Below are 23,374 nucleotides of genomic sequence, written 5' to 3'. Positions count from 1 at the left end.
CCGTGATCGAGCTGGAAAACGCAGCCTACACCTACGGTGGCGAGGCGCTTCTGACGGACATGACGCTGACGCTGGCCCCGGGGACGTTCCACTTCCTGACCGGGCCTTCCGGCGCGGGCAAGACGACCTTCCTGAAACTGCTCTACGGGGCCTTGCAGGCGACCGAGGGCGCCGTGCGCATCTTTGGCGATGACGTGACGGGCCTCAGCCGCGACCAGATCGCGCTGATGCGCCGCCGGGTCGGCGTGGTACATCAGGATTGCCAGTTCCTTGACCACCTGCCGGTGGCCGAAAACGTGGCCCTGCCGCTGACCGTGTCCGGGCAGGCGACGCCGGATCAGGTGGACAATCTCAACGAGCTCATGGGCTGGGTCGGCCTGCACGGCAAGTTCGAGGCCCTGCCGCCGCAGCTGTCGGGCGGCGAACGGCAACGTGCCGCGCTGGCCCGCGCGCTGATCCTTTCGCCCGATGTGATCCTCGCCGATGAACCCACCGGCAATGTCGACTGGGAGATGTCGCAGCGCCTGCTGCGCCTGCTCATCGAACTCAACCGCATGGGCAAGACGGTGATGATCGCGACCCACGACCTCGCGTTGATCCGCGCCGCCAAGGCCCATGTGCAGGCCCGCGTCCTGCGCATCGCGGGGCGGACCCTGCATACGGCGGGGGCGGACCTGTGAACGCGCGTCTGGCCGACACCCTCGCCCTGCTGAAGGGCGATCAGGGCGCCGACCGCGTGGTGCCGCCCTCGGGCTTTACCGTGCGGCTGACGCTGCTGACCTCCGCCGCCATGGCCTTTCTCACCGTCTTCGCGCTGGCGCTGTCGCTGGCGGCGGGGCGGCTGGCGCAGGACTGGGGCGAGGAACTCGCCCGCGCCTCGACCGTGCGCGTCTCCGCCCCCGAAGGCCAGATGATGGAGCAGGTCCAGAAGGTGCTGGTCGTGCTGGAACAGACCCCCGGCGTGGCCTCCGCCCGGACGCTGACCGCCGAGGAACAGCGCGCCCTGCTGGAGCCGTGGTTCGGCCCGGCCCTCCCGGTCGAGCAACTGCCCATCCCGCAGCTGATCGAAGTGCGCGAAACGCCCGACGGTTTCGATGCCGACGGGTTGCGCCTGCGCCTGCAGGCCGAGGCCCCCGGTGCCGTGCTGGACGAACACAGCCGCTGGCGCAAGCCTCTGGTGGCGGCGGCCTCGCGGCTGCGGCTGCTGGGCTGGGTGTCGATCCTGCTGATCGGTGCCGCCACGGGCGCCATGGTGACGCTCGCCGCCCACGCGGCACTGGCCGCCAACGCGCAGGTCATTGCCGTGCTGCGGCTGGTGGGGGCGACGGATGACTACATCGCGCAGGCCTTCGTGCGGCGCTTTACCTTGCGGACGCTGGCAGGGGCGGCGGCCGGCACGCTGCTGGGGATGCTCGCGATCCGCTTCATGCCCGCGCCGGGCGCGGTGGACGGCCTGCTGACCGGCCTGCGCTTTCAGGGGCTGCAATGGCTCTGGCCCGTACTGGTGCCCGTGCTTGCCGCCGTGGTGGCTTGGGGCGCCACCTCCACCGCCGCCCGCCGTGTCCTCGGAGACCTTACATGACCGCCTATTCGCCCGGCCGGATCGGTGCCCTGCAATGGTTGCGCTCCGCCGTCTTCGTCTTCCAGATGTACCTCGCCATGGCGGTGATGGGCATCCTCTACTTCCCCTGGGCGCTGGTGTCGCGGCGGGGCGCCCGCGCCGCCTGCCTGCATTACTGCCACTGGGTACGCTGGACCGCCTCCTGGATGGTCGGCCTCAGGACCGAGGTCCGCGGCACGCCCCCCACGGGCGAGGTCATCATCGCGGCCAAGCACCAGTCCTTCCTCGACATCATCATGATCTTCTCCGAGGTCCCGGCCGGCAAGTTCATCATGAAGCGGGAACTCCTCTGGGCGCCGGTCCTGGGGCAATACGCCCTGCGCATCGGCTGCGTCCCGGTCCAGCGCGGCAAACGCGGCGCGGCCATCGCGCGGATGATCGCCGACGTGGAAAGCGGCCTCGCCGATCCCGGTCAGCTGATCATCTACCCGCAGGGCACCCGCGTCGCCCCCGGCGTCCGCAAACCCTACAAGGTTGGCGCCGCGCTCCTGTCCGAACAGACCGGCCAGCCCTGCGTCCCCGCGGCCACCAACGTCGGCCTGTTCTGGCCGCGCAAGGGCATCTGGCGCAGGCCCGGCACCGCCGTGGTCGAATTCCTGCCGGTGATCGAAGCCGGCATCGGGCGCGAAACCTTCCTCATCCGGCTCGAGTCGGAGGTCGAGAAAGTCTCCAACAGGCTCATGCGGGAGGCAGGCTTTGAACCGGATCCGCAGCATCCCGGCGCTTGAGGCGCTCTACGGCGCGACAGTCCCCCTCGCGGTCACAAAGGAACGCCCCCGGCTGACGCCGCTCTACCGGCAATGGATCGAGGGCGCGCGCTTCTGCATCCTCTGCACCGCGGGGGCGGAGGGCGTACACGGCACCCCGCGCGGCGACGCTGGCCCCGTGGTCCGGGTGCTGGACGACGAAACCCTGCTGATGCCCGACTGGATGGGCAACAACCGGATCGAGGCGCTGCGCGACATCGTCACCGACGGCCGCGTGGCGCTGCTGTTCATGGTGCCCGGCTCCACCACCACCGTCCGTGTGAACGGCACGGCCTTCCTCACCGACGACGCCGCGCTGCGCGAAAGCTTTGCCAAGGGGGCCCGCCAGCCCGCGACGGTCATCGTCATCGCCGTCGCGCAGGTCTACACGCAATGCGCAAAGGCCTTGCTCCGCTCCGGCCTCTGGAACCGCGACGACCGCGACAGCGTACCCACCACGGGCGCGATCCTCGCGGAGATCACCGGGGGCGCCGAGGGCGGCACGGACTACGACACCCATTACGCCGAGCGCGCCAAACCCCGCATGTGGTAAGCACCGGCCCGGCGCGCGGCACTGTCTGCCCGCAGCCAAAATCTCTCGCCGGCCCGCCGCCCCGGAACCCGCTCTCCGCTTCTTCTTGGGGCAAATTCTCCCCCGGGGGGAGAACCCACGCATGGGCCCTCGCCGCTGTGTAGCTACAACTGTTCCCGATAGTGGGTTACAGTGGGTTCTGACACCGGAAGTGTCCGGCAGTGGCCTGCCTTGTCCGGATGGGATTTCAGCGCGCTGGCTGCTGACGCTTCCTCCACCAGGCGTGGATTGCCCTCTTGCCGGCGCGGCGCGGAGCGGAGCCGGGAAAGCGGCTGCCATGTCCTCTTCGATCCGGACGAAGGTGAGGCGGTTGATGCGTGCCGGGATGAAGGCGCGCAAGGCGGCGTCGGTGCCGATCCGCGCGGGCCTTCCGGGCCGACGGTCGCGGCGATGGTCGCAGGTGGGCGGCAGGTTCGTTACCGGCTCTGGAACAGGGTGTTCAACACCTGTCGCAAGCGACTGTTCCGCCCGCGCCGCGACCACGGCAAGGGTGGTCTCCGCCAGGCGCGCGACCTTCGCCAGATCCTGCCGGGTGATGGTGACAGCGCCACCAGGGCGCGCAAGTCCTGCCGCTGGCCGCTCATGCCGCCCGGCCCTCGCGTGCCCTGCTGCGCACGGCGCAGACTCGTAGCGGAGTGTCTGCGCCGTGCGCGGCGGATTTCCGGGTTCGACTTGCCTTCGGCGCTCCATGCCAGGATCAACCGGGCGCGCGGCATCGGGATGCTCCCCCTGCTGTCCGGCATGCGTCGGTCCAAGGCCCCAGGGCGTTCGGCACCGACCAGGGCTTCGGCCATGCTCCTGCCCTTTGGATCATCGGGGAAATAGAGTGGACAGGCGCCAAAGGTCACGAGGAAGCGGACTGGCAGAGCAGGCCCCGGCACATCTCCACGTAGACGTTGAGGCGTGCCGGGTGGCGCGGGGCTCGGACGGCTGGGAACTGTTCAGTCATCCGGCCCACCCGATTGACAGAAGCCAATCCGGCCGGCCCGCGATGGCCAGCCCGATCACAGCCCGCGACGAAGCCCGCACCGGCAAGCCATATCGCCGCGCCTTGCAGCTTGGGAGCGAGCTCTTCCACCTTGTTCATGGCGCGTGCTCCTGGACTTCGAAAGGCCCCTCCCTCGCGGGTCTGACGGGGACCATTGTCTCTGACATTGTCAGCGGGACAAAGTGCAGCGGGTCATTCTTGGCGGTATCGGTCATGCCTGATCCCCTTCAGAACTCGTCGGCTCGTGGATCTGGGCGGTTCCGAACACGCTCACCCAATGCCGCGCGACCATGCCAGCCCTGATGGTGTCCCAACCCGGGCACTTTGCGATTTTCGGCGCGTTCTCGCGCTACCGGATTTTTTCCAGCTTAATCGCGTAGCGATGGGCTTCCCTCGAAAACGCCTCCACCAGCTCATACCAGCCACGCACTGCGACGCCGTCATGGTAACCGTCGCCCTTGTTTCATTGTCCTGCATCCATCGAACCCCTTCTCGAAATGCCACAGCCCGCCCCGCCGATCGCCTGCAGTGGGCATGGCAGAAAACGCCTCCATGTCGCCGGGTGTCGCACCCGTGATCCGCACCCTTGGATGTGTCCGCTGCTTGTTCGGCGGATACTTCGCCAACACACGGTCAAGCCCGGTGTCCCCGATGAAAGCGAGGCCGAAGCAGCCATCCTACTGCATCATGTGCAGCCACTCGAAGGTCCGGGTATCGTCCTGCCCCCGACCTTCGCCATCGCGAATGAGGTTCTGTGCCTCGTCCAGCATCAAGATCCCATCCGGCCCGACCTCTTCCGCGATCCGGTGACGGCTTGCTGCAAGGGTGCGCGCGTTCGGCTCTTCGAGGCCAAGCCGCGCGCACAACGCACAGGCAATCCCCCACTGGTCCGCCTGATCCGTGCCCACGTCCAGGAATGATGCTCTTGGCGCTTCCATGTCGCGGAAGAGGAACTCGGTTTTCGTCTTTCCCACGCCGGAACTGGCGATGATCATGGTGATCCCGCAAGCCGCCCGCACGCTGCGCAGGGACAGCAGCATCTTCCGCGAGGTCTTCGTTTCGACAAACGCCGCGTATCGCATCGGCGGTCGCTCGGGATTGATCCAGGCCACAGTCTCCGGACTGTCCTTCCTCGCTTGTTGGAGTACCTTGCACGCTGGTGAGGCCGGGACGGTGAACCACCACCGCCCGGCCATTTCAGAACCGATCCGCCAGGCGGCGTGCCTGCGCATCGGCCCAATTTTACATCTGCTCTTCGGTCGGGCGGTATTCGACCTCTCCGACCTCCGGCACGAAGCTGCCACCGCGGCGCGGCAATGCGTGCATGAAAAAGGGCGCTCCCCCTGGAGGAAGCGCCCCGGAGACCGGCGAGTGGGCAGGTCCGCAGGCTCGCCGGAGGGGAACGCCCGGGCCGGACGCGATCAGGCGTGGATCGCTCCGTCGCCGCAGGCCAGTGCCGCCTCGCGGACGGCCTCCGAGAATGTCGGATGCGCGTGACAGGTCAGCGCGATGTCCTCGGCGGAGGCGCCGAATTCCATGCCGACGCAGATCTCGTGGATCAGGTCGCCCGCACCGGGGCCGATGATGTGGCAGCCGAGGATGCGGTCGGTGTCCTTGTCCGCCAGCAGTTTGACAAAGCCTTCACCCTGAAACACTGCCTTCGCCCGGCCATTCCCCATGAAGGAGAACTTGCCGACCTTGTAAGCCTGGCCCGCTTCCTTCAGCTGCGCCTCGGTGGCGCCGACGGCGGCCACCTCCGGCGCGGTGTAGATCACGCTCGGGATCACACCGTAGTTCACATGGCCATGCTTGCCCGCGATGACCTCGGCGCAGGCCATGCCCTCGTCCTCCGCCTTGTGCGCCAGCATCGGGCCTTCGACCACGTCGCCGACGGCATAGATGCCGTCAACGCTGGTTTTCCACTGGCCGTTCACGGCGATCTGGCCGCGCTTGGTCATCTCGATGCCCAGGGCGTCGAGGCCGAGCCCTTCGGTGAAGGGCTTGCGGCCGGTGGCGACCAGAACCACGTCCGCCTCCACCACGTGCTCGCTGTCGTCCTTGCGCAGCTTGTAGGTGACCTTGGCCTTGTTCTTCGCGGCCTCCACCTTCGACACGGCCGCGCCCATGGTGAAGTTCAGCCCCTGCCTGGCCAGAATGCGCTGGAACTGCTTTTGGACCTCCGCGTCCATGCCGGGGGTGATGTGGTCGAGAAACTCGATCACCTGCACCTCCGCGCCCAGACGCTTGTAGACCGATCCCATTTCCAGACCGATCACGCCCGCGCCGATGACGATCATCTTCTTCGGCACCTTGGGCAACGCCAGCGCGCCGGTGCTGTCGACCACCACGCCCGCGTCGTTGTCGACCGTCACCTCGGCACCGGGGACGGAAGCGACCTCCGACCCGGATGCGATCAGGATGGTCTTCGTGTCGTAGGTGGTGTCACCGACCGTGACCTTGCCCTTCTCGGGGATGGAGGCCCAGCCCTTCAGCCAATCCACCTTGTTCTTCTTGAAAAGGAACTCGATCCCCTTGGTGTTCTGGCCGATGACGTCGTCCTTGTAGGCCAGCATCTGCTTCCAGTCGACCTTCGGCGTGGCCCCCTTCAGGCCCATCTTGGCGAAGTTGTGCTCCGCCTCGTGCAGCTGATGGGAGGCGTGCAGAAGCGCCTTCGACGGGATGCAGCCGACGTTCAGACAGGTGCCGCCGAGGGTCTCGCGGCCCTCGACGCAGGCGGTCTTCAGGCCCAGCTGGGCGGCGCGGATGGCGGCGACATAGCCGCCGGGGCCTGCGCCGATGACGATGACGTCGTATTGGGACATGGGTCAGGTTCCTTTCGTTTGGCCGGGAAGGGGGCTCTGCCCCCGTCGCGGCGCGGCCGCGACTCCCCCGGAGTATTTCACAAGCAGAGAAGCAAAAGCGGTGCGGGCGGTCATATCACGCTCCAGACCAGCAGGAAGACGGTGGCGAGGAAGCCCGCGAACCAGATCAGCGAGCGCCACGGCGACCAGCCGAGGAGGTAGGCGGGCAGGTAGAGGGCGCGTGCCGCGAGGTAGATCCCGGCGGCGATAGCGGTCGCGCCTCCGGCCTTGTCGCTGTAGGTCACGGTCATGACGCCGATTCCAAAGAGGATCAGCCCCTCGAAGTGGTTGGACAGCGCGCGCTGAGCGCGGCCCGCGTAGCCGGTCAACTGGCGCGGCTCATCCCTTGGCGAGGCGGCGTAGCGCGGGCCGACCTGTTTCTGCGCCAGCACGGAATAGAGCGCGAACTGCAGGCATTGCAGCAGCGCGGAGAGGCTGAGGGCGGTGAGTTCGGGGGTCATAGTTCGGGGGTCATAGGATGGCTGTTCCGATCATGGCGAGGGTGGCAAGTAGCCCCGCGAAGTAGAGGTACGAGCGCCATGGCACCCAGCCAAGCGCATAAGCGGGCAGGTAGAGCGCGCGGGCCACGACGTAGGTCCAGGCGCAGGCCGCGGTGAACCAGCTGCCCGAGCCGGTGAACTGCACCAGGACCACGGCGATGATGAAGGGGCCGATGTTTTCCGTATGGTTGCCGAGCGCGCGCCTCAGGCGTTCCGTCCGCTGCGACAGGTCCTGCGTCCCATCGCGCGGGGCGAGGTTGCCCTCCCGGCCGATATCGGCCTCCAGCGACTTCTGCGACCAGAGGACGGCGGCGAGGTGGATCAGCACGGTGGCGGCCAGCGCGGCGAGGTCCGGGGTCATGCGGGGGCTCCCTTTGTCCACGCGCGGCGTGCGTCGGGGGTCAGGACGGCGGCGCGACGGGCCGCGAAGGCGGCAAAGCAGGCCTCCTCCAGCGCGCGTACCTGTGGATCGGCGCGCCATGTTTCCAGCAGCGCACGTACGCGGGGCAGGTGGGCGCGCATCTCGGGCGCCGCCACGTCGTTGCGGTTGGCCGTGCGGTGCCAGTGGGACCCCAGCCGGTATTTCGAATCGCCCCGCTTGCCCTGACCGTCGCCGCGAGCGTTTTTCATCAAGAAGACATCCTCCGACCGCACGGCGTAATGGTGCAGCCGTGCGGTTTGCGCCCCGGCGGCCACATCATGCGGGCGGAAACGGGCGGATTTCGCCTGATAGAGCGAAGCATTCGACAGCGCCGCGCCGTCCGGCGTCATGACCTGCGGGTCCGGGACGGTCGGCTCCAGCGGGTTGTGATCCGTGGCGCGGGCAAAGCTTGCCGCCCGGAACAGGCACTTGAACTTCGCCTCGCCGGGGACCGGCGCGGGCTCTGCACGCGTGTTGCGTTCCAGCACCAGATCGCCGGGGCACCAAGCCGTCACCCCGCCGTCACCGAACAGCCGCCACGGGATCGGCACCACATCCGCGCCCGACGTGCGTGCCATCAATGCGGGCAGCCCGTCCTCCAGCCAGAGGAATTCATCGCTGTCGATGTGCAGCAGATGCGTGATGCCCGCGCCCCGCGCCCAGGCCAGCACGTGATCCATGCCTGCATCCTGCGGTGGCCGGTCGCCGGGATCGTGGTCGATGTGATGCACCAGCCCCCGCGCCGCCAGCCCCGCCAGCAGCGCGTCGGAGCCGTCCGTGCAGTGGTTCGTCGCCACCACCATGGCGTCGAAACCCAGCCCCGCATGGTAGGCCAGCCATTCCAGCAGGAACGGGCCTTCGTCCTTCATGCAGGACACAAGGGCGATGCGGGGCGCGTCGGTCACGCGGTCTCCAGCAGGTGCGCGGCCGATGGCGGATGGCCGAGCCCGGTTTCCTTCGACAGCCAGCCTTGCGCCTTTTCGCGGTCGTTGACGGAAAACAGCGCCCAGCGGGCGGCGCCCTCGGACCAGAGCTGCAGCAGCGTCAGCCCGGCCTGCCCGCGCGCCTCCGCGTCGGCGTCAAAGGCGGCCTGATCGAAGGCGTCGAATTTCAGCAGGAGTTGGGTGGTCATAGGAACCTCCATGTCCGGTGTCGTATCCGGTGACATGGTAGCGCGACCCTTCGCAGGATCACGCCGCGTGACAGGGGGCAGGCCGGGTTTGACCCCGACCTGCGCTTCGGATCACAGATCCATCAGCAGGCGACGGGGGTCTTCCAGCGCTTCCTTGACGCGCACGAGGAAGGTCACGGCGCCCTTGCCGTCGACGATGCGGTGATCGTAGGACAGCGCGAGGTACATCATCGGGCGGATCTTGATCTCGCCGTTGATGACCATCGGACGGTCCTGGATCTTGTGCATCCCCAGAATGCCCGACTGCGGCGGGTTCAGGATCGGCGAGGACATGAGCGACCCGTACACACCGCCGTTCGAGATGGTGAAGGTGCCGCCCTGCATTTCCGCCATCGACAGCTTGCCGTCGCGGGCGCGCTTGCCCTTTTCGGCGATGGCCTTCTCGATTTCGGCAAAGGACATCTGGTCCGCGTCGCGGATCACCGGCACCACGAGGCCCTGCGGCGTGCCCGCCGCGACGCCCATGTGGACGAAGTTCTTGTACACGATGTCGGTGCCGTCGATCTCCGCGTTGACCTCCGGGACCTCCTTCAGCGCGTGGCAGCAGGCCTTGGTGAAGAAGGACATGAAGCCGAGGCGCGCGCCGTGCTTCTTTTCGAACTGCTCCTTGTACTGGTTCCGCAGCGCCATGACCTCCGTCATGTCCACCTCGTTGTAGGTGGTCAGGATCGCGGCGGCGTTCTGCGCGTCCTTCAGGCGGCGGGCGATGGTCTGACGCAGGCGCGTCATCTTGACCCGTTCCTCGCGCGCGGCGTCATCGGCGTGCACCGGGGCGCGCGGCGCGGAGACCGGCGCGGAGGAAACGGCCGGCGCGCTGTTCGCGGCCGCCACGGCGGCGGCGACGTCGGCCTTCGTGGCGCGACCGTCGCGGCCGCTGCCCTGTACCTGATCGCGCGAAATGCCAGCCTCGGCCATGGCCTTTTCGGCGGCGGGGCCGTCCTTCACGTCCTTGCCGGGGCCGGCGTTGCCCGCCGGCGGGGTGGAGTACTGCGTCTCTGCGGGGGCGGAGGCCGCCGGGGCGGTTGCGCCCGCGCTGCCGCCGATCACCGCCAGCTTCCCATTCGCCTGAACGGTTGTGCCTTCGGTCGCGACGATCTCCGACAGGACGCCGGCGGCGGGGGCGGGCACCTCGACCGACACCTTGTCGGTCTCCAGTTCACAGAGCATTTCGTCCTGCGCCACCGTGTCGCCGACCTTCTTGAACCAGGTGGACACGGTCGCTTCCGTCACGGATTCGCCCAGCGTGGGCACCATGACGTCGACCGACTGGCCGCCTTCCTGGCCCGATCGCTGGCCCGATCGCTGGCCCGATCCCTGGCCCGATCCCTGGCCCGCCGCGCCGGAGGCCGGGCCGTCTTCGGACCTGGCGGTGGTGTCGCGCGGCTTCATCTCTTCGGGGCCGGCGTTGCCTTCCTCCGCGATGTTGCCCAACAGCGCATCGACGCCGACCGTCTCGCCCTCGGCGGTGACGATGTCGGACAGGGTGCCGGCAACGGGAGAGGGCACCTCCACCGTCACCTTGTCGGTCTCCAGTTCGCACAGCATTTCATCTACCGCGACCTTGTCGCCCGGCTTCTTGAACCATGTGGCCACCGTCGCCTCGGTGACGGATTCGCCCAGCGTGGGAACACGTACTTCGGTCATCTTGTCTTATCCTCTTTCAAACCCTTGGTCGCGTATCGCGGGGTGTCACTTGATCGTCAGCGCGTCGTCGACGAGCGCCTGTTGCTGTGCCTTGTGCGCCGAAGCCAGACCCGTCGCGGGTGAGGCGGACGTGGCGCGGCCAGCGTAACGCGGTCGGGCGTGGTCCGCCTTGATCCGGCCCAGCACCCATTCGATGTTCGGCTCGATGAAGGTCCAGGCGCCCTGGTTCTTCGGCTCTTCCTGGCACCAGACCATCTCTGCCTGCTTGAAACGCTCCAGTTCCTTCACGAGGCTGATCGCCGGGAAGGGATAGAACTGCTCGACCCGCAGCAGGTAGACGTCGTCGATGCCCCGCGCGTCGCGCTCCTCCAGCAGGTCGAAGTAGACCTTGCCCGAACACATCACGACCCGCTTGATCTCCGAATCCGGCTTCAGCCGGGTCGGGGAATGCCCGGTCTCGGCGTCGTCCCACAGTACACGGTGGAAGCTCGACCCGGTGGTGAACATTTCCTGCTCGGACACGCACAGCTTGTGGCGCAGCAGCGATTTCGGCGTCATCAGCATCAGCGGCTTGCGGTAGCTGCGGTGCAGCTGGCGGCGCAGGATGTGGAAGTAGTTCGCCGGGGTCGAACAGTTCGCCACGATCCAGTTGTCCTGACCGCAGGCCTGCAGGAACCGTTCCAGCCGGGCGGAGGAGTGCTCCGGCCCCTGACCCTCAAAGCCGTGCGGCATCAGGCAGACGAGGCCGGACATCCGCAGCCATTTGGATTCGCCGCTGGAAATGAACTGGTCGAACATGATCTGCGCGCCGTTGGCAAAGTCGCCGAACTGCGCCTCCCACAGGGTCAGCGCGTTCGGTTCCGCCAGCGAATAGCCGTATTCAAAGCCCAGCACCGCGTATTCCGACAGCGCGGAGTCGATCACTTCGAAGCGGGCCTGTCCTTCGCGGATGTTGTTGAGCGGATAGTACCGCTCTTCGGTCTCCTGGTTGATGAACCCCGAATGCCGCTGGCTGAACGTCCCGCGCGTCGAATCCTGACCGGCCAGACGCACAGGATAGCCTTCCAGCTGCAACGAGCCGAAGGCCACCGCCTCCGCCGTCGCCCAGTCGAAGCCCTTGCCGCTCTGGAACATCTGCGCGCGCGAATCCACGAGGCGCCCGACGGTCTTGTGCAGCGGGAAACCCTCCGGCACCGTGGTCAGCGCCGCGCCGATCTCCTTCAGCGTCTCGGGCTTGATGGCGGTCTTGCCGCGCTGGTACTTGCCCTCCTTCTGCTTGTCGAGGTGCGACCACCGGCCGTCCAGCCAGTCGGCCTTGTTCGGCTTGTAGACCTTGCCGGCCTCGAACTCCTCGTTCAGCTGCGCCTGGAAGGCCGCCTTCATGTCCTCGATCTCGCCCTCGGGGATCAGCCCGTCCTGCACCAGCCGCTCCGTGTACAGGGTCAGCGTGGTCTTCTGGCGCTTGATCTTGTTGTACATCACCGGGTTGGTGAACATGGGCTCGTCGCCCTCGTTGTGCCCGAACCGGCGGTAGCAGAAGATGTCGATCACCACGTCCTTGCCGAACTTCTGGCGGAACTCGGTCGCGACCTTGGCCGCGTGCACCACCGCCTCCGGATCGTCGCCGTTGACGTGGAAGATCGGCGCCTCCACCACCAGCGCGTTGTCCGTGGGGTAGGGCGATGAGCGCGAGAAATGCGGCGCCGTGGTGAACCCGATCTGGTTGTTGACGATGATATGCATCGTGCCGCCGGTGCGGTGCCCGCGCAGACCCGACAGCGCGAAACACTCCGCCACCACGCCCTGACCGGCGAATGCCGCGTCGCCGTGCAGCAGGATCGGCATCACCTGCGTGCGGTTCACGTCGCCCAACTGGTCCTGCTTGGCGCGGACCTTGCCCAGAACCACCGGGTTCACCGCCTCCAGGTGAGACGGGTTCGCCGTCAGCGACAGGTGCACCGTGTTGCCGTCGAATTCGCGGTCCGACGACGCACCCAGGTGGTACTTCACGTCGCCCGAGCCATCGACGTCCTCGGGCTTGAACGACCCCCCCTGGAATTCGTTGAAGATCGCCTTGTAGGGCTTGTTCATCACGTTCGCCAGAACGCTCAGACGGCCGCGGTGCGGCATCCCGATGACGATCTCCTTCACGCCGAGGTTGCCGCCCCGCTTGATGATCTGCTCCATCGCGGGGATCAGGCTTTCGCCGCCGTCCAGACCGAACCGCTTCGTCCCCATGTACTTCACATGCAGGAACTTCTCGAAACCCTCGGCCTCCACCATCTTGTTCAGGATCGCCTTGCGACCCTCGCGGGTAAAGGCGATCTCCTTGCCGTAGCCCTCGATCCGCTCCTTCAGCCAGGACGACTGCTCCGGGTCGGAAATATGCATGTACTGCAACGCGAAGGTGCCGCAGTAGGTGCGCTTCACGATCGACACGATTTCCCGCAGGGACGCGATCTGCAGCCCCAGCACGTTGTCGATGAAGATCGGGCGATCCATGTCGGCCTCGGTGAAGCCGTAGGACTTCGGGTCCAGCTCCGGATGGTTCGAGGTGTCGCGCAGGCCCAGCGGGTCGAGGTCGGCGGCCAGGTGGCCCCGGATGCGGTAGGCGCGGATGATCATCAGCGCACGGATCGAATCCAGCACGGCGCGCTGCACCACGGCGTCCGACAGGGTCACGCCCGCCTCGGCGGCCTTCTCGGAAATCTTCTTCGCCGCGCCCTTGGCTTCCGCCGGGACGGCGGGCATCGGCCATTCGCCGGTCAGCGCGGCGGTCAGGTCGTCGTTGGGCGACGGCGGCCAGTCGCTGCGCGCCCAGGACGGGCCGCTGGCCTCCTGCCGCACGCTCACCTCGTCGTCGCCCATCTGGCGAAAGAACGCCTGCCACGCGTCATCGACCGCGCTCGGGTCGTTGGCGTAGCGCGCATACATCTGCTCGAGGTATTCCGCGTTGTGCCCCTGCATGAAAGAGGAGGCATGGAAGAGGTCGTTGGGGCTTTGGTCGGTCATTGTTGAACCTCGTTGTCAGGGCGGGCAGGTCGGGCGGCGTTCTTTGTCGGGAACATGGCCCGGCCCCGGTTCGGATAAAGGCGAATTTCAGGTTTTCTCAGAAAACTTCGTGTTTCCGGGGGTGTTTCCGGTCGCATGTCGGATCGTATTTCAGGTCGTGTCGCAGTTGATGTTTCCGGCGAAAGGATCGCGATACAGCGGGTCATGTGCGCCTCCTCAGTCCCAGCGCTTCGGCGCAGGACTGCGCCTCTGCCCATGCGCTCCGCATGTAGCCTCCGGGGTCAGAGGCCATGGCCGTGTCGCGCGCCTGCTCCTCCTCCATCATGATGGGGCGGTAGTGCAGCCGCGCGGGATCGTCGCTCTGCTGCATCCGGTGGACGTAGGCAAAGACCTCGTTGGTCAGCGCATCCACATCGCGGAACGCCACCGCATCCCCCGAGACATCCCCCGACACATCCGCCGCGCCATTCCCTGTCGCGTGGGTGGCCTGCTGCAACGCGACCGTGCGCGCCACGCAGCGCAACCGGGCCTCCAGATCGGGGGAGGGGCCGCCCCTCGGGCGCAATTCGTCATACAGAACCGCCCCGCCGATCATCCCGGCAAAGATCAGCAGGCTATACAGGCCCACGCGTTTCCTGGGCTGGCTCATCGTCCCGCCCTCGCAAAGCGTGCGCGGCTCATGGTCATATACCGGGGTTCGTGGCCGATGAGGGCGGTCAGCGCCGCCCAATCCGCCTGCGTCGCCTGCGCCACGTCGATCATCGCGACACTCGCCGCCTGAAGTCCCGCGCCGCTGCCTTCGTCCTCGTTGGCCATGGACAGGGCCCATCGGTCGCGGACCGTGCTCACGGGGCGGTTGCCCAGCATCCGGGTCACGAAATCCGGGTCGGCGGCCTCCGTGTGGACCGCGCAGGTGATGGCCTGCGGGCGGCTCGCATCATAAAGCGCCAGCGCCGATCCATCCGCGCGCCCGTAGCCCATGGCCCGGGTATTGGACGGATCGCTCTTCTGGGCGCGTGCCAGCCTGTCACGCGTCGCGTCGGCGCCGTTCCGCAATGCGGGGGCCTCGCCGGTGACATCCAGCCCGCCCAGCGACATCCGGCTGACCACGTCGCGTATCCCTGCCGTTTCCGCCAGCACCTCCGCGCCGGCCGCGTCCAGCGGCCGCCACCCCTGCGCCCGGATCAGCGGATCGGCCTCATGCAGCGACAGCCCTCGCGCGCACAGCGTCAGGAACCGCCCGGCATCGGTCACCGGCTGCTGTGCCCGCATCTGGGACATGACGTACCACGTCCCGCCTGATCCGGCGGCCAGTACCAGAAGCGCTGCGGCAACAGTAAGGCCCTTGCTCATGCCAGCCCCTCCACCGTCCGGCCTGCGCCGCTCTGGCCAGTCCCGGGGCAAGCCCGGCTGGCCGCGCCTGCGGAAAATTCCGTTCCAAAGCCAGAAGGTACGTCGATACCAGGCCCAATGGCGGGCGGCAAACCAGCCCCGAAACCAGCCCCGAAAGCAGGCCCGAAAGCAGCTCCGCTGGCAGGCCCAAAGGCCAGCCCAGACACTGGGTCAGACACCGGCCCGGACACCGGCCCAGACACTGGCCCGGACACTGGCCCGGACACTGGCCCGGACACTGGCCTGAATTCCGCCCTGAACTCTGGCCTGAACTCTGGCCTGAATTCCGGCCTGAATTCCGGCCCGGAATCCGGCGGCGACAGCGCCGGGGCACGGCACACCCCGCCGGTCGGATCCGTCCTTCTGTCACGCGCGCCGACCATCTCTGGTCCGTCCTTTTCGCTCTCGGCCCCCGTCGCGCGGGTGCCTTTCGTGGTTCGACCGTTCTGGCCGTGATCGTCTGTCGACCGACCCACCGGCAGCCTTTCGGCAGCCGGTGGGTCGGCTCAAAGTGCCAGCCAGCGCGGCGGTCAGTGTGACCGCCACGAAGGCCCGCCTTACCGCCCGCCAGTCCGCCAGTCCGCCGGTGGGATCGGCGTTGCGTCCGCCTGCCTGACAACCGACCCGATGTACGTTCCGGCGATCCGTCTGCCGGTCTGTTTGCCGAGTTGGCTCCAGTGTGCCTGACTGGTCGGCCAGCCCACCGGACCGGCAGCCCGGACGGGCCCCGCGCGGGGCCTCATCCATTGTTCGCAAGGGTTAAATCCGGGTTACCGTGCCCGAGCCAACCCCTTGAAAAGCCTCATCCGGGCGGGCGTCCCAGCGTGGGACATCCGCCCTCCGGGGCCCCTTAGCCGATCGCCTTCAGCACGGCCTCGCCCAGATGTGCGGGGCTCTCGGCCACGACGATCCCGGCGGCCTTCATGGCCTCGATCTTGTCCTCCGCGCCGCCCTTGCCACCGGCGACGATGGCCCCGGCATGGCCCATGCGGCGGCCCGGAGGGGCGGTGCGCCCGGCGATGAAACCCGCCGTCGGCTTCCAGCGGCCCTTCTTCTTCTCGTCGGCGAGGAACTGCGCCGCCTCTTCCTCGGCCGAGCCGCCGATCTCGCCGATCATGATGATCGCCTCGGTTTCGTCGTCGGCCAGGAACCATTCCAGCACGTCGATGTGCTCGGTCCCCTTGATCGGGTCGCCGCCGATGCCGACGCAGGTCGACTGGCCCAGACCCACGTCCGTGGTCTGTTTCACTGCCTCGTAGGTCAGCGTCCCCGAACGCGACACCACGCCCACCTTGCCGCGCTTGTGGATGTGGCCGGGCATGATCCCGATCTTGCAGGCATCGGGCGTGATGACACCGGGACAGTTCGGCCCGATCAGCTTGGACTTCGACCCTTCCAGCGCGCGCTTGACCTTCATCATGTCCAGCACCGGGATGCCCTCGGTGATGCAGACGATCAGCTCCATCTCCGCGTCGATGGCCTCGAGGATCGAATCCGCGGCAAACGGCGGCGGCACGTAGATCACGGACGCATTCGCCTCCGTCACGTGTTTCGCCTCGTGGACACTGTCGAACACCGGCAGGTCGAGGTGCGTCTGGCCACCCTTGCCCGGCGTCACGCCGCCGACCATCTTCGTGCCGTAGGCGATGGCTTGTTCCGAGTGGAAGGTGCCCTGCGAGCCGGTGAAGCCCTGGCAGATCACCTTGGTGTTTTCGTCGATGAGAACGGCCATGTCTGTCGCTTTCTTCGTAAGGTTATGAGGAGAGGGCCGGGGCGTGCCCGGCCGAATGGGAAACACGCCCGCAGGCATGCAAAGACGACCCGCGCCGGAATGCGGCGGGGTCGTCCTGGGGTATTTGACCGGGAATGCGCGCGGTAACGCCCGCGGCGATCAGAGTTTGCGGCCGACGGCCTCGTCCAGCACGCGCGCGGTTACCATGGCGATGCCGCCCAGCACCAGCGAGGTGCCGAGCTTGTCCGTGATGTTCGACGGCGCGAAGTTCGCCGCGCGATCCCGCGCAAAGGCCGCACTCCTCAGGCGCTTGCTGGCCCCTCGCGCCGCTCCGAACTGCAGCGGATTGGGCGCCGTGCCGACCTCCGGCTTGACCTTCCTGAGCATCACGCCGACCGCGATCAGACCCGCGCCGTAGACCAGCGGCGACAGGCGCGCACGCTTGCTCGGCACCGGCAGGGCGGCTTCCTTGATCTCGTGCAGGTTCTTGTTGCGCAGCTTCTTGAACATCGCGTGTACCTCCGTTGCAGAGGTAACCCGCGACCTTCCGCAGTGGTTCCCCGTAGGCATGGGGCCGCACCGCGCAAACGGCGCGTGCAGCCTCCTGTCCGGTGTGAAACCCCTGCGTGGTCACTGCTTCAACTCCTGTCCGAACCCGGGTGCGAAGGGCCTCAGCCCTTCACCGCCTTCACGATCTTCTGCGCGCCGTCCTTCAGGTCGTCGGCGGCGATCACGTCCAGCCCGGAGGTGTTGATGATCTCCTTGCCCTTGTCGACGTTGGTGCCTTCGAGCCGGACCACCAGCGGAACTTTCAGGCCGACTTCCTTCACCGCGGCGACGACGCCCTCGGCGATCACATCGCAGCGCATGATGCCGCCAAAGATGTTAACCAGGATGCCTTTGACGTTCGGGTCGGAGGTGATGATCTTGAACGCCTCGGTCACCTTCTCCTTCGTGGCGCCACCGCCCACGTCGAGGAAGTTCGCCGGCTCCGCGCCATACAGCTTGATGATGTCCATGGTCGCCATGGCGAGGCCCGCGCCGTTCACCATGCAGCCGATTTCGCCATCCAGCGCGATGTAGTTCAGGTCGTACTTGGAGGCTTCGAGTTCCTTCGGGTCCTCCTCGGTGGTGTCGCGCAGTTCCGACACTTCCGGCTGGCGGTACATCGCGTTGCCGTCAAAGCTCAGCTTGGCGTCCAAGACCTTCAGCGAGCCGTTGGTCATAACGATCAGCGGGTTGATCTCCAGCATCTCCATGTCCTTCTCGACGAAGGCCTTGTAGAGGATGCCCATCAGCTTCACGCATTCCTTGACCTGCGGTCCCTTGAGACCCAGCGCGAAGGCGATGCGGCGGCCGTGGAACGGCTGGTAGCCGGTGGCCGGATCGACCGCGAAGGACAGGATCTTTTCAGGGGTCGATGCCGCGACTTCCTCGATGTCCATGCCGCCCTCGGTGGAGCACACAAAGGAAATGCGCGAGGACTGGCGATCCACCAGCAGCGCGAGGTACAGCTCGCGCTCGATGTCGGAGCCGTCTTCGATGTAGATGCGGTTGACCTGCTTGCCCGCGGGGCCGGTCTGGTGCGTAACCAGCGTCTTGCCCAGCATCTTCTTGGCTTCTTCTGCGGCCTCGGCCACCGACTTGGTCAGACGGACGCCACCCTTTTCGCCGGCCTCGGCCTCCTTGAACTTGCCCTTGCCGCGGCCACCGGCGTGGATCTGCGCCTTGACGACCCAGAGCGGTCCATCAAGCTCGCCCGCGGCGTTCTTGGCATCCTCCGCCCTCAGCACGGCGCGGCCGTCCGATACCGGCGCCCCGTAGGAGCGGAGCAAAGCCTTGGCCTGGTATTCGTGGATGTTCATGGGTCGAGATCCCCGTTTTGCTGCGATTTGCCTTGGATATAGGCCTGTAACGGCGGCCGGGTTAAACGAAAAATGGGTGAAACGCTCAAAAACGGCGTACTTTCTGCGTTCTGTGATCACACTTTTCGGAAGTGTGATCACAAGTTTTCGAAGTGTTAGCGCCGTGCGGGGATTCGGACGTCCACCATGCGCCCTGAGCGTGCGTCGACGCGCGGGCGCGGTCGTCTTCGTGGTATGTCGGTGATGAGGGCCGCCTGATGGTGGGGAGCGCAGGAGGGGACTCGCGCATGAGCAGGGTCCGGGCGGGTGCTGCCAGGGGCCTTGCGCGGCGTTTGCCCGCTCGGGCAAGCGACCCTCAGCTATTCCTAAAGGAGAGTTAATTTAAGTGCTTTAAATCATGGGTTTCGCCGCGAAACCTGCCGCTCCGAAAAAAGAACCCCGGGCACAAGGCCCGGGGTTCGACGTCGTCCGGTGTCGGGAAGGCTTAGGCGAGCGAGCCGTCGATGCCCTTGCAGGCTTCCACGAGGCCCTTGACCGCGTTCACGGAGGTGTCGAACATCTCCTGCTCTTCCTTGTTGAGCCTGATGTTCACCACGCGCTCGATGCCGCCGGCGCCGATCACGGTGGGGACGCCCACATACATGTCCTTCACACCGAGGTCGCCGTCGCAATAGGCGGCGCAGGGCAGGACGCGCTTCTGGTCCTTGAGGTAGGCCTCGGCCATCTCGATGGCGGAAGTCGCGGGGGCGTAGTAGGCAGAGCCGGTCTTCAGCAGGCCGACGATCTCCGCGCCACCGTCACGGGTGCGCTGCACGATGGCGTCGATCTTGTCCTTGGTGGTCCAGCCCATCTCGATCAGGTCGGGCAGCGGGATGCCGCCAACGGTGGAGTAGCGCACGGAGGGCACCATGGTGTCGCCGTGGCCGCCCAGAACAAAGGCGGTGACGTCCTTCATGGACACACCGAATTCAAGGCTCAGGAAGTGGCGGAAGCGCGCCGAATCGAGCACGCCCGCCATGCCGCAGACCTTGTTCGCGGGCAGGCCGGAGAACTTCTGCAGCGCCCAGACCATCGCGTCGAGCGGGTTGGTGATGCAGATGACGAAAGCATTCGGGGCGTGGGCGGCAATGCCTTCGCCGACGGATTTCATGACCTTGAGGTTGATGCCCAGCAGGTCGTCGCGGGACATGCCCGGCTTGCGCGGCACGCCGGCGGTGACGATGCAGACGTCCGCACCCGCGATGTCGGCGTAGTCCTGGGTCCCTCGCAGTTTCGCGTCGAAACCCTCGGAGGGGCCGGATTCGGCGATGTCGAGCGCCTTGCCCTCGGGGATGCCTTCGGCGATGTCGAAGAGAACGACGTCGCCCAGTTCCTTCATCGCTGCGAGGTGGGCGAGCGTGCCACCGATCTGTCCCGCGCCGATGAGGGCGATCTTGGGTCTGGCCATGGATTCAATCTCCGGTCCTGCTTGAATTTGGCAAGGTGCTACGCCGCTTGCGGGAACAACGCAAGGGTGCCGGGATCGGGGCAGGGTGCCGTCAGGGCTATCAAGTCCCGGCGGACTGCGGTAAACGCGCGACAAAACGCCAGGTTCGGGGGGTGTCGGTGGAGTTGTTTGCTTGGTCGGTCCTGGCCTTCGTCGTGCCCGCGGTGATCTTCGCGGGCATCTCCAAGGGGGGCTTCGGGTCGGGAGTCGCCTTTGCATCCAGCTCGATTCTGGCGCTGGTGCTCCCGCCCGCCGTTGCGGTCGGGCTGATGCTGCCGCTTCTGATGATGATGGATGTGACGGGACTCTGGGGCTATTGGAAACAATGGGACTGGAGCGTGTCCAGGGTCCTTCTGATCGGGTCCGTGCCGGGCACGATCCTTGGTGCCCTGTTCTGGGCCTCTGCCGACCCGGACGCGATCCGGTTTCTGATCGGGGCGGTGGCCCTGCTGTTCGTCGGGTGGCAGGGCGCGCGGGCGTTGGGGTGGATCCGGCTGGGCGCGCGGATCGGGCCAGCGGGCGGCGTGGTCTCTGGTGTGGTGCTGGGGTTCACCAGTTTCGTCAGCCACGCGGGCGGTCCGGCGGCGGCGGTCTACATGCTGGGACAGGGCATGTCCAAGACATCCTACCAGGCGACGACCGTACTGGTTTTCTGGGCGGTGAACCTGTTCAAGTCCTTCTTCTACGCCTTCATGGGAATCTTCACGGCCGAGACGCTTCTTCTGGATCTCGTTCTGATTCCCTGCGCGGTCATCGGGACCTGGCTCGGGATCAAGGCGCACCACATGGTGCCGGAAAAATGGTTCTTTGGCATTACCTATGTGGCGCTGTCCATCACCGGGGCAAAGCTGATGTGGGACGCCGTGACCTGAGGAAGCCGCAGGTCGGCCGACCGTGGAGACGGCGATCCGAACGGGATCCGGCCTGAAATAATCTGTGACCCAAAGGGCAGGGCCCGGGACGAGAGGCCGAGAGGGGCGGGAGCGCCGGTGACGGTTCCCGGAACCTCTGGAAACCTTTCGACCGTGTCAGCTTTATCCGGGATTATCCAGGGACCTGCCAGCGCCAGAAGGGTAATCGGGAACCTGACCGACTTCCATGAAGAGATGCGCAGATACCGGGGCACGATGCATCGAGAGATCGTGCCCGGAAAGGGTTTCAGGCCGGGTCGCCCTTCGGCGGGAGCGCTTCGGCGAGTTCCTCGAAGGCCTGACCGGAGGCCACGAGGCAGGTAATGCCGTTGGTCATGGTCACGGTGATCGTCCAGGAGCCGCTGTCGGAGGAGGCGAATACCTCCATCACGGCGTTGTTGGACCCAAGGCCCATGCTCTGGCGCGTCTCACCATACTTGTCCGCGAGCCGTTCGACCACCTGATCGCGCGGCGCGCAGTGCTGCAGCTGCTGTGCTTCGGCCAAGGTCGCCGCGCCGACAAGACATCCGGCAGACAGCAGGCCCAACTTGATCTTCATCATCGTATTCACCTTTCGGCTAGGGCCAGCGGATTTTCACCGACAACGCCCGTTGGGTCCTCTCGGTTCCCGGAACAACTGCCCCGGACCGTAGTCGCGGGTCCCTGTCGGTGGTGTTCCTGCCGTTTTCGAACGACCTGCGGGCATCCTTGGTCATACCTCGCTACGATCTGGTTAACGCGTCGGGCGCTGGGTCAAATGCAACAGATATGCCACGGTATACCGCGCGGAACGGCCAATTTTCTGCGCTGCAGCAGATTTTCTCTTGAACGAAACGGAAAATTCTGCGCACTCACGCGCAACAAAATTTCAAGACGGAGACTCGCATGGACCTGGCCACACGCCCTTACCGTTCCGTTCTCTATATCCCCGCCTCGAAGGAGCGCGCGCTGGAAAAAGCACGCACGATGCCGGTCGATGCCATCATATTTGACCTCGAGGACGCGGTGGCACCGGAGGAGAAGGCCGCCGGGAGGGCCACCCTCGCAGAGGCGCTGGAGACCTCCTACGGAAATCGCACCCGCGTGGTGCGCATCAACGGAGCGGATACCGAATGGGGCGCCGACGATGCGGAGGCGGCTGTCACGATGGCCTGCGACGCGATCCTGCTGCCCAAGGTCGAAAGCCCCGCGCAGTTGGATGCGATTGCCGCGCTGACGGACAAACCCTTGTGGGCCATGATGGAAACTCCCCTGGGGATGCTGAACGCGGCGGCCATCGCGGCGCACCCGCGCCTGCAGGCCATGGTCATGGGCACCAACGATCTGGCCAAGGACCTGAATGCCCGTTTCCGCGCCGACCGGCTGCCGATGCTGACGGGCATCGGGCTGTGCGTGCTGGCCGCAAAGGCGCATGGCAAGGTCATCGTCGACGGGGTCTACAATGCCTTCAAGGATGACGACGGCCTGCGTGCCGAATGCGAACAGGGGCGCGATATGGGGATGGACGGCAAGACCCTGATCCATCCGGCGCAGGTGGCGATCGCCAATGCCGCCTTTGCCCCCGACGAAAAGGAAATCGACCTCGCCCGCCGCCAGATCGAGGCCTACGAAGAGGCCAAGGCCGCCGGGCAGGGCGTTGCTGTGGTCGACGGCAAGATCGTCGAAAACCTGCACGTCGAGACTGCGAAGAAGACGCTGGCCAAGGCGGAGGCCATTGCCGCCCTCGCCGAATGACGGCAGGGTAAGGGCGGTCCGGGACCGCCCGAGCGCCGCATTGGCACAGGGTTTGGCGCAGGGTTTGGCGCAGTGTCTGGCGCAGTGTCTGGCGGTGGGTCGGGCCCAGGGTTTGCATTGGGGGAAAACATGCTTCTACTGATACTTGGCGTCGCGCTCTGGTGGGCGGCGCATCTGTTCAAACGCATCGCGCCGGGGCCGCGGGCGGCCATGGGCAACGCAGGACGGGGCGCGGTGGCGCTGGCGCTCGTGGCGTCCATCGTGCTGATGGTCCTGGGCTACCGGGCGGCGGAGGGGACGTTTTTCTACGGGCGCGAACCGGCGACCGTGGGGATCAACAACCTGATGGTGCTTCTGGCGCTCTATTTCACCTCGCCGGGTCCGAAGAAGGGCGCGCTGTTCTACCGTATGCGGCATCCGATGCTGTTCGGTTTCCTGCTCTGGGCGCTGGCGCACCTGCTGGTGAACGGCGACACAGAGAGCTTTGTGCTGTTCGGCGGACTGGGTCTGTGGGCGCTGGTCGAGATGGTTGTCATCAACCGCGCCGAACCCGGCTGGGTGCCGCCGCCGAAGGGCAGCATCGCCAAGGACGGCATGTTCTTCTTCGCCTCGCTGATCCTGCTGCTGGTTATCGGTTACATCCACGGCCTTATAGGGCCCACACCTTTCGGGTAAGT

At 66.4% G+C, this 23,374-nt stretch carries 24 protein-coding genes; 7 read left to right on the top strand and 17 right to left on the bottom strand.

The window, feature by feature from the left end; all coding sequences use genetic code 11:
• Positions 1-2: 2 nt before the first annotated feature.
• The 4 genes from J5474_RS03165 to J5474_RS03150 are packed head-to-tail and all read left to right on the top strand — an operon-like array spanning position 3 to position 2,920.
• Positions 3-680, top strand: coding sequence for a cell division ATP-binding protein FtsE (locus tag J5474_RS03165; RefSeq protein WP_209359221.1), 678 nt, complete (start codon positions 3-5; stop codon positions 678-680).
• Entirely contained in the window at positions 677-1,582 is a 906-nt protein-coding gene (locus J5474_RS03160) for a cell division protein FtsX (RefSeq protein WP_209359219.1), read from the top strand. Before J5474_RS03165 ends, J5474_RS03160 begins: the two co-directional genes overlap by 4 nt.
• Positions 1,579-2,349: a lysophospholipid acyltransferase family protein gene (locus J5474_RS03155; protein WP_245216197.1), complete on the top strand. Its 771-nt coding sequence runs from the start codon at positions 1,579-1,581 to the stop codon at positions 2,347-2,349. The genes J5474_RS03160 and J5474_RS03155 overlap by 4 nt, the downstream gene beginning before the upstream one ends.
• A complete protein-coding gene (locus J5474_RS03150) occupies positions 2,318-2,920 on the top strand; it encodes a pyridoxamine 5'-phosphate oxidase family protein (protein ID WP_209359218.1) in 603 nt (200 codons plus the stop codon). Before J5474_RS03155 ends, J5474_RS03150 begins: the two co-directional genes overlap by 32 nt.
• 883 nt (positions 2,921-3,803) lie before the next feature.
• Here J5474_RS03150 and J5474_RS03145 read toward each other — a convergent pair.
• The 16 genes from J5474_RS03145 to mdh form a co-directional block, all read right to left on the bottom strand.
• Positions 3,804-4,046 (bottom strand): hypothetical protein, encoded by a 243-nt coding sequence (locus tag J5474_RS03145; RefSeq protein WP_209359216.1) that lies wholly within the window; start codon positions 4,044-4,046, stop codon positions 3,804-3,806.
• 578 nt (positions 4,047-4,624) lie between these two features.
• Positions 4,625-5,029, bottom strand: coding sequence for a TniB family NTP-binding protein (locus J5474_RS03140; protein ID WP_209359214.1), 405 nt, complete (start codon positions 5,027-5,029; stop codon positions 4,625-4,627).
• Positions 5,030-5,368: 339 nt separating this feature from the next.
• Positions 5,369-6,769, bottom strand: coding sequence for a dihydrolipoyl dehydrogenase (gene lpdA, locus J5474_RS03135; RefSeq protein ID WP_209359212.1), 1,401 nt, complete (start codon positions 6,767-6,769; stop codon positions 5,369-5,371).
• A 110-nt stretch (positions 6,770-6,879) separates the two neighbouring features.
• Entirely contained in the window at positions 6,880-7,269 is a 390-nt protein-coding gene (locus J5474_RS03130) for an MAPEG family protein (protein ID WP_209359210.1), read from the bottom strand.
• A 10-nt stretch (positions 7,270-7,279) separates the two neighbouring features.
• The gene (locus J5474_RS03125; protein WP_209359208.1) at positions 7,280-7,669 is read right to left on the bottom strand and encodes an MAPEG family protein; all 390 of its coding nucleotides are present in this window, start codon (positions 7,667-7,669) and stop codon (positions 7,280-7,282) included.
• Positions 7,666-8,634, bottom strand: a complete 969-nt coding sequence (locus J5474_RS03120; RefSeq protein WP_209359206.1) for a glycosyltransferase family 2 protein — start codon at positions 8,632-8,634, stop codon at positions 7,666-7,668. Before J5474_RS03120 ends, J5474_RS03125 begins: the two co-directional genes overlap by 4 nt.
• Positions 8,631-8,861: a hypothetical protein gene (locus J5474_RS03115; RefSeq protein ID WP_209359204.1), complete on the bottom strand. Its 231-nt coding sequence runs from the start codon at positions 8,859-8,861 to the stop codon at positions 8,631-8,633. The genes J5474_RS03120 and J5474_RS03115 overlap by 4 nt, the downstream gene beginning before the upstream one ends.
• 111 nt (positions 8,862-8,972) lie before the next feature.
• Positions 8,973-10,565: a 2-oxoglutarate dehydrogenase complex dihydrolipoyllysine-residue succinyltransferase gene (odhB, locus tag J5474_RS03110; RefSeq protein WP_209359202.1), complete on the bottom strand. Its 1,593-nt coding sequence runs from the start codon at positions 10,563-10,565 to the stop codon at positions 8,973-8,975.
• Between the two features lie 45 nt (positions 10,566-10,610).
• Entirely contained in the window at positions 10,611-13,577 is a 2,967-nt protein-coding gene (locus J5474_RS03105; RefSeq protein WP_209359200.1) for a 2-oxoglutarate dehydrogenase E1 component, read from the bottom strand.
• Positions 13,574-13,783, bottom strand: coding sequence for a hypothetical protein (locus J5474_RS03100; RefSeq protein WP_209359198.1), 210 nt, complete (start codon positions 13,781-13,783; stop codon positions 13,574-13,576). Before J5474_RS03100 ends, J5474_RS03105 begins: the two co-directional genes overlap by 4 nt.
• Entirely contained in the window at positions 13,780-14,226 is a 447-nt protein-coding gene (locus J5474_RS03095; protein ID WP_209359196.1) for a hypothetical protein, read from the bottom strand. Before J5474_RS03095 ends, J5474_RS03100 begins: the two co-directional genes overlap by 4 nt.
• Positions 14,223-14,930, bottom strand: coding sequence for a hypothetical protein (locus J5474_RS03090; RefSeq protein WP_209359194.1), 708 nt, complete (start codon positions 14,928-14,930; stop codon positions 14,223-14,225). The genes J5474_RS03095 and J5474_RS03090 overlap by 4 nt, the downstream gene beginning before the upstream one ends.
• 889 nt (positions 14,931-15,819) lie before the next feature.
• A complete protein-coding gene (sucD, locus tag J5474_RS03085) occupies positions 15,820-16,701 on the bottom strand; it encodes a succinate--CoA ligase subunit alpha (protein ID WP_209359192.1) in 882 nt (293 codons plus the stop codon).
• A gap of 159 nt (positions 16,702-16,860) precedes the next feature.
• Positions 16,861-17,211 carry a hypothetical protein gene (locus J5474_RS03080; RefSeq protein ID WP_209359189.1) on the bottom strand — a complete coding sequence of 117 codons (351 nt, stop codon included), beginning with the start codon at positions 17,209-17,211 and terminating at the stop codon, positions 16,861-16,863.
• 161 nt (positions 17,212-17,372) lie between these two features.
• Positions 17,373-18,566: an ADP-forming succinate--CoA ligase subunit beta gene (gene sucC / locus J5474_RS03075; protein WP_209359187.1), complete on the bottom strand. Its 1,194-nt coding sequence runs from the start codon at positions 18,564-18,566 to the stop codon at positions 17,373-17,375.
• 484 nt (positions 18,567-19,050) lie between these two features.
• Positions 19,051-20,013, bottom strand: a complete 963-nt coding sequence (mdh, locus tag J5474_RS03070) for a malate dehydrogenase (protein WP_209359185.1) — start codon at positions 20,011-20,013, stop codon at positions 19,051-19,053.
• Between the two features lie 158 nt (positions 20,014-20,171).
• Here mdh and J5474_RS03065 point away from each other — a divergent pair, with 158 nt between their 5' ends.
• Positions 20,172-20,924, top strand: a complete 753-nt coding sequence (locus J5474_RS03065) for a sulfite exporter TauE/SafE family protein (RefSeq protein ID WP_209359183.1) — start codon at positions 20,172-20,174, stop codon at positions 20,922-20,924.
• A gap of 286 nt (positions 20,925-21,210) precedes the next feature.
• On the opposite strand, the gene J5474_RS03060 is transcribed toward J5474_RS03065, so the two are convergent.
• Complete coding sequence (locus tag J5474_RS03060) at positions 21,211-21,522, bottom strand: hypothetical protein (protein WP_425342857.1); 312 nt, start codon at positions 21,520-21,522, stop codon at positions 21,211-21,213.
• Positions 21,523-21,848: 326 nt separating this feature from the next.
• Between J5474_RS03060 and J5474_RS03055 the strand changes: the two genes are divergently transcribed.
• The gene (locus J5474_RS03055; RefSeq protein ID WP_209359180.1) at positions 21,849-22,697 is read left to right on the top strand and encodes an HpcH/HpaI aldolase/citrate lyase family protein; all 849 of its coding nucleotides are present in this window, start codon (positions 21,849-21,851) and stop codon (positions 22,695-22,697) included.
• A 129-nt stretch (positions 22,698-22,826) separates the two neighbouring features.
• Complete coding sequence (locus tag J5474_RS03050; protein ID WP_209359178.1) at positions 22,827-23,372, top strand: NnrU family protein; 546 nt, start codon at positions 22,827-22,829, stop codon at positions 23,370-23,372.
• Positions 23,373-23,374: the final 2 nt, after the last annotated feature.

It is taken from the genome of Sagittula salina, assembly GCF_017813235.1.
GTDB classification, from domain to species: Bacteria; Pseudomonadota; Alphaproteobacteria; order Rhodobacterales; family Rhodobacteraceae; genus Sagittula; species Sagittula salina.
This window is presented reverse-complemented; position numbering and strand designations above follow the sequence as displayed.

Bases quoted from the DNA above. Each gene is read 5' to 3' on its own strand.
- J5474_RS03145 (WP_209359216.1), bottom strand. From the start codon at position 4,046: ATGAACAAGGTGGAAGAGCTCGCTCCCAAGCTGCAAGGCGCGGCGATA.
- J5474_RS03105 (WP_209359200.1), bottom strand. From the start codon at position 13,577: ATGACCGACCAAAGCCCCAACGACCTCTTCCATGCCTCCTCTTTCATG.
- odhB (WP_209359202.1), bottom strand. From the start codon at position 10,565: ATGACCGAAGTACGTGTTCCCACGCTGGGCGAATCCGTCACCGAGGCG.
- J5474_RS03130 (WP_209359210.1), bottom strand. From the start codon at position 7,269: ATGACCCCCGAACTCACCGCCCTCAGCCTCTCCGCGCTGCTGCAATGC.
- J5474_RS03100 (WP_209359198.1), bottom strand. From the start codon at position 13,783: ATGACCCGCTGTATCGCGATCCTTTCGCCGGAAACATCAACTGCGACA.
- J5474_RS03140 (WP_209359214.1), bottom strand. From the start codon at position 5,029: ATGCGATACGCGGCGTTTGTCGAAACGAAGACCTCGCGGAAGATGCTG.
- sucC (WP_209359187.1), bottom strand. From the start codon at position 18,566: ATGAACATCCACGAATACCAGGCCAAGGCTTTGCTCCGCTCCTACGGG.
- sucD (WP_209359192.1), bottom strand. From the start codon at position 16,701: ATGGCCGTTCTCATCGACGAAAACACCAAGGTGATCTGCCAGGGCTTC.
- J5474_RS03095 (WP_209359196.1), bottom strand. From the start codon at position 14,226: ATGAGCCAGCCCAGGAAACGCGTGGGCCTGTATAGCCTGCTGATCTTT.
- J5474_RS03055 (WP_209359180.1), top strand. From the start codon at position 21,849: ATGGACCTGGCCACACGCCCTTACCGTTCCGTTCTCTATATCCCCGCC.
- J5474_RS03060 (WP_425342857.1), bottom strand. From the start codon at position 21,522: ATGAAGATCAAGTTGGGCCTGCTGTCTGCCGGATGTCTTGTCGGCGCG.
- lpdA (WP_209359212.1), bottom strand. From the start codon at position 6,769: ATGTCCCAATACGACGTCATCGTCATCGGCGCAGGCCCCGGCGGCTAT.
- J5474_RS03125 (WP_209359208.1), bottom strand. From the start codon at position 7,669: ATGACCCCGGACCTCGCCGCGCTGGCCGCCACCGTGCTGATCCACCTC.
- J5474_RS03050 (WP_209359178.1), top strand. From the start codon at position 22,827: ATGCTTCTACTGATACTTGGCGTCGCGCTCTGGTGGGCGGCGCATCTG.
- J5474_RS03115 (WP_209359204.1), bottom strand. From the start codon at position 8,861: ATGACCACCCAACTCCTGCTGAAATTCGACGCCTTCGATCAGGCCGCC.
- J5474_RS03090 (WP_209359194.1), bottom strand. From the start codon at position 14,930: ATGAGCAAGGGCCTTACTGTTGCCGCAGCGCTTCTGGTACTGGCCGCC.
- J5474_RS03155 (WP_245216197.1), top strand. From the start codon at position 1,579: ATGACCGCCTATTCGCCCGGCCGGATCGGTGCCCTGCAATGGTTGCGC.
- mdh (WP_209359185.1), bottom strand. From the start codon at position 20,013: ATGGCCAGACCCAAGATCGCCCTCATCGGCGCGGGACAGATCGGTGGC.
- J5474_RS03080 (WP_209359189.1), bottom strand. From the start codon at position 17,211: ATGTTCAAGAAGCTGCGCAACAAGAACCTGCACGAGATCAAGGAAGCC.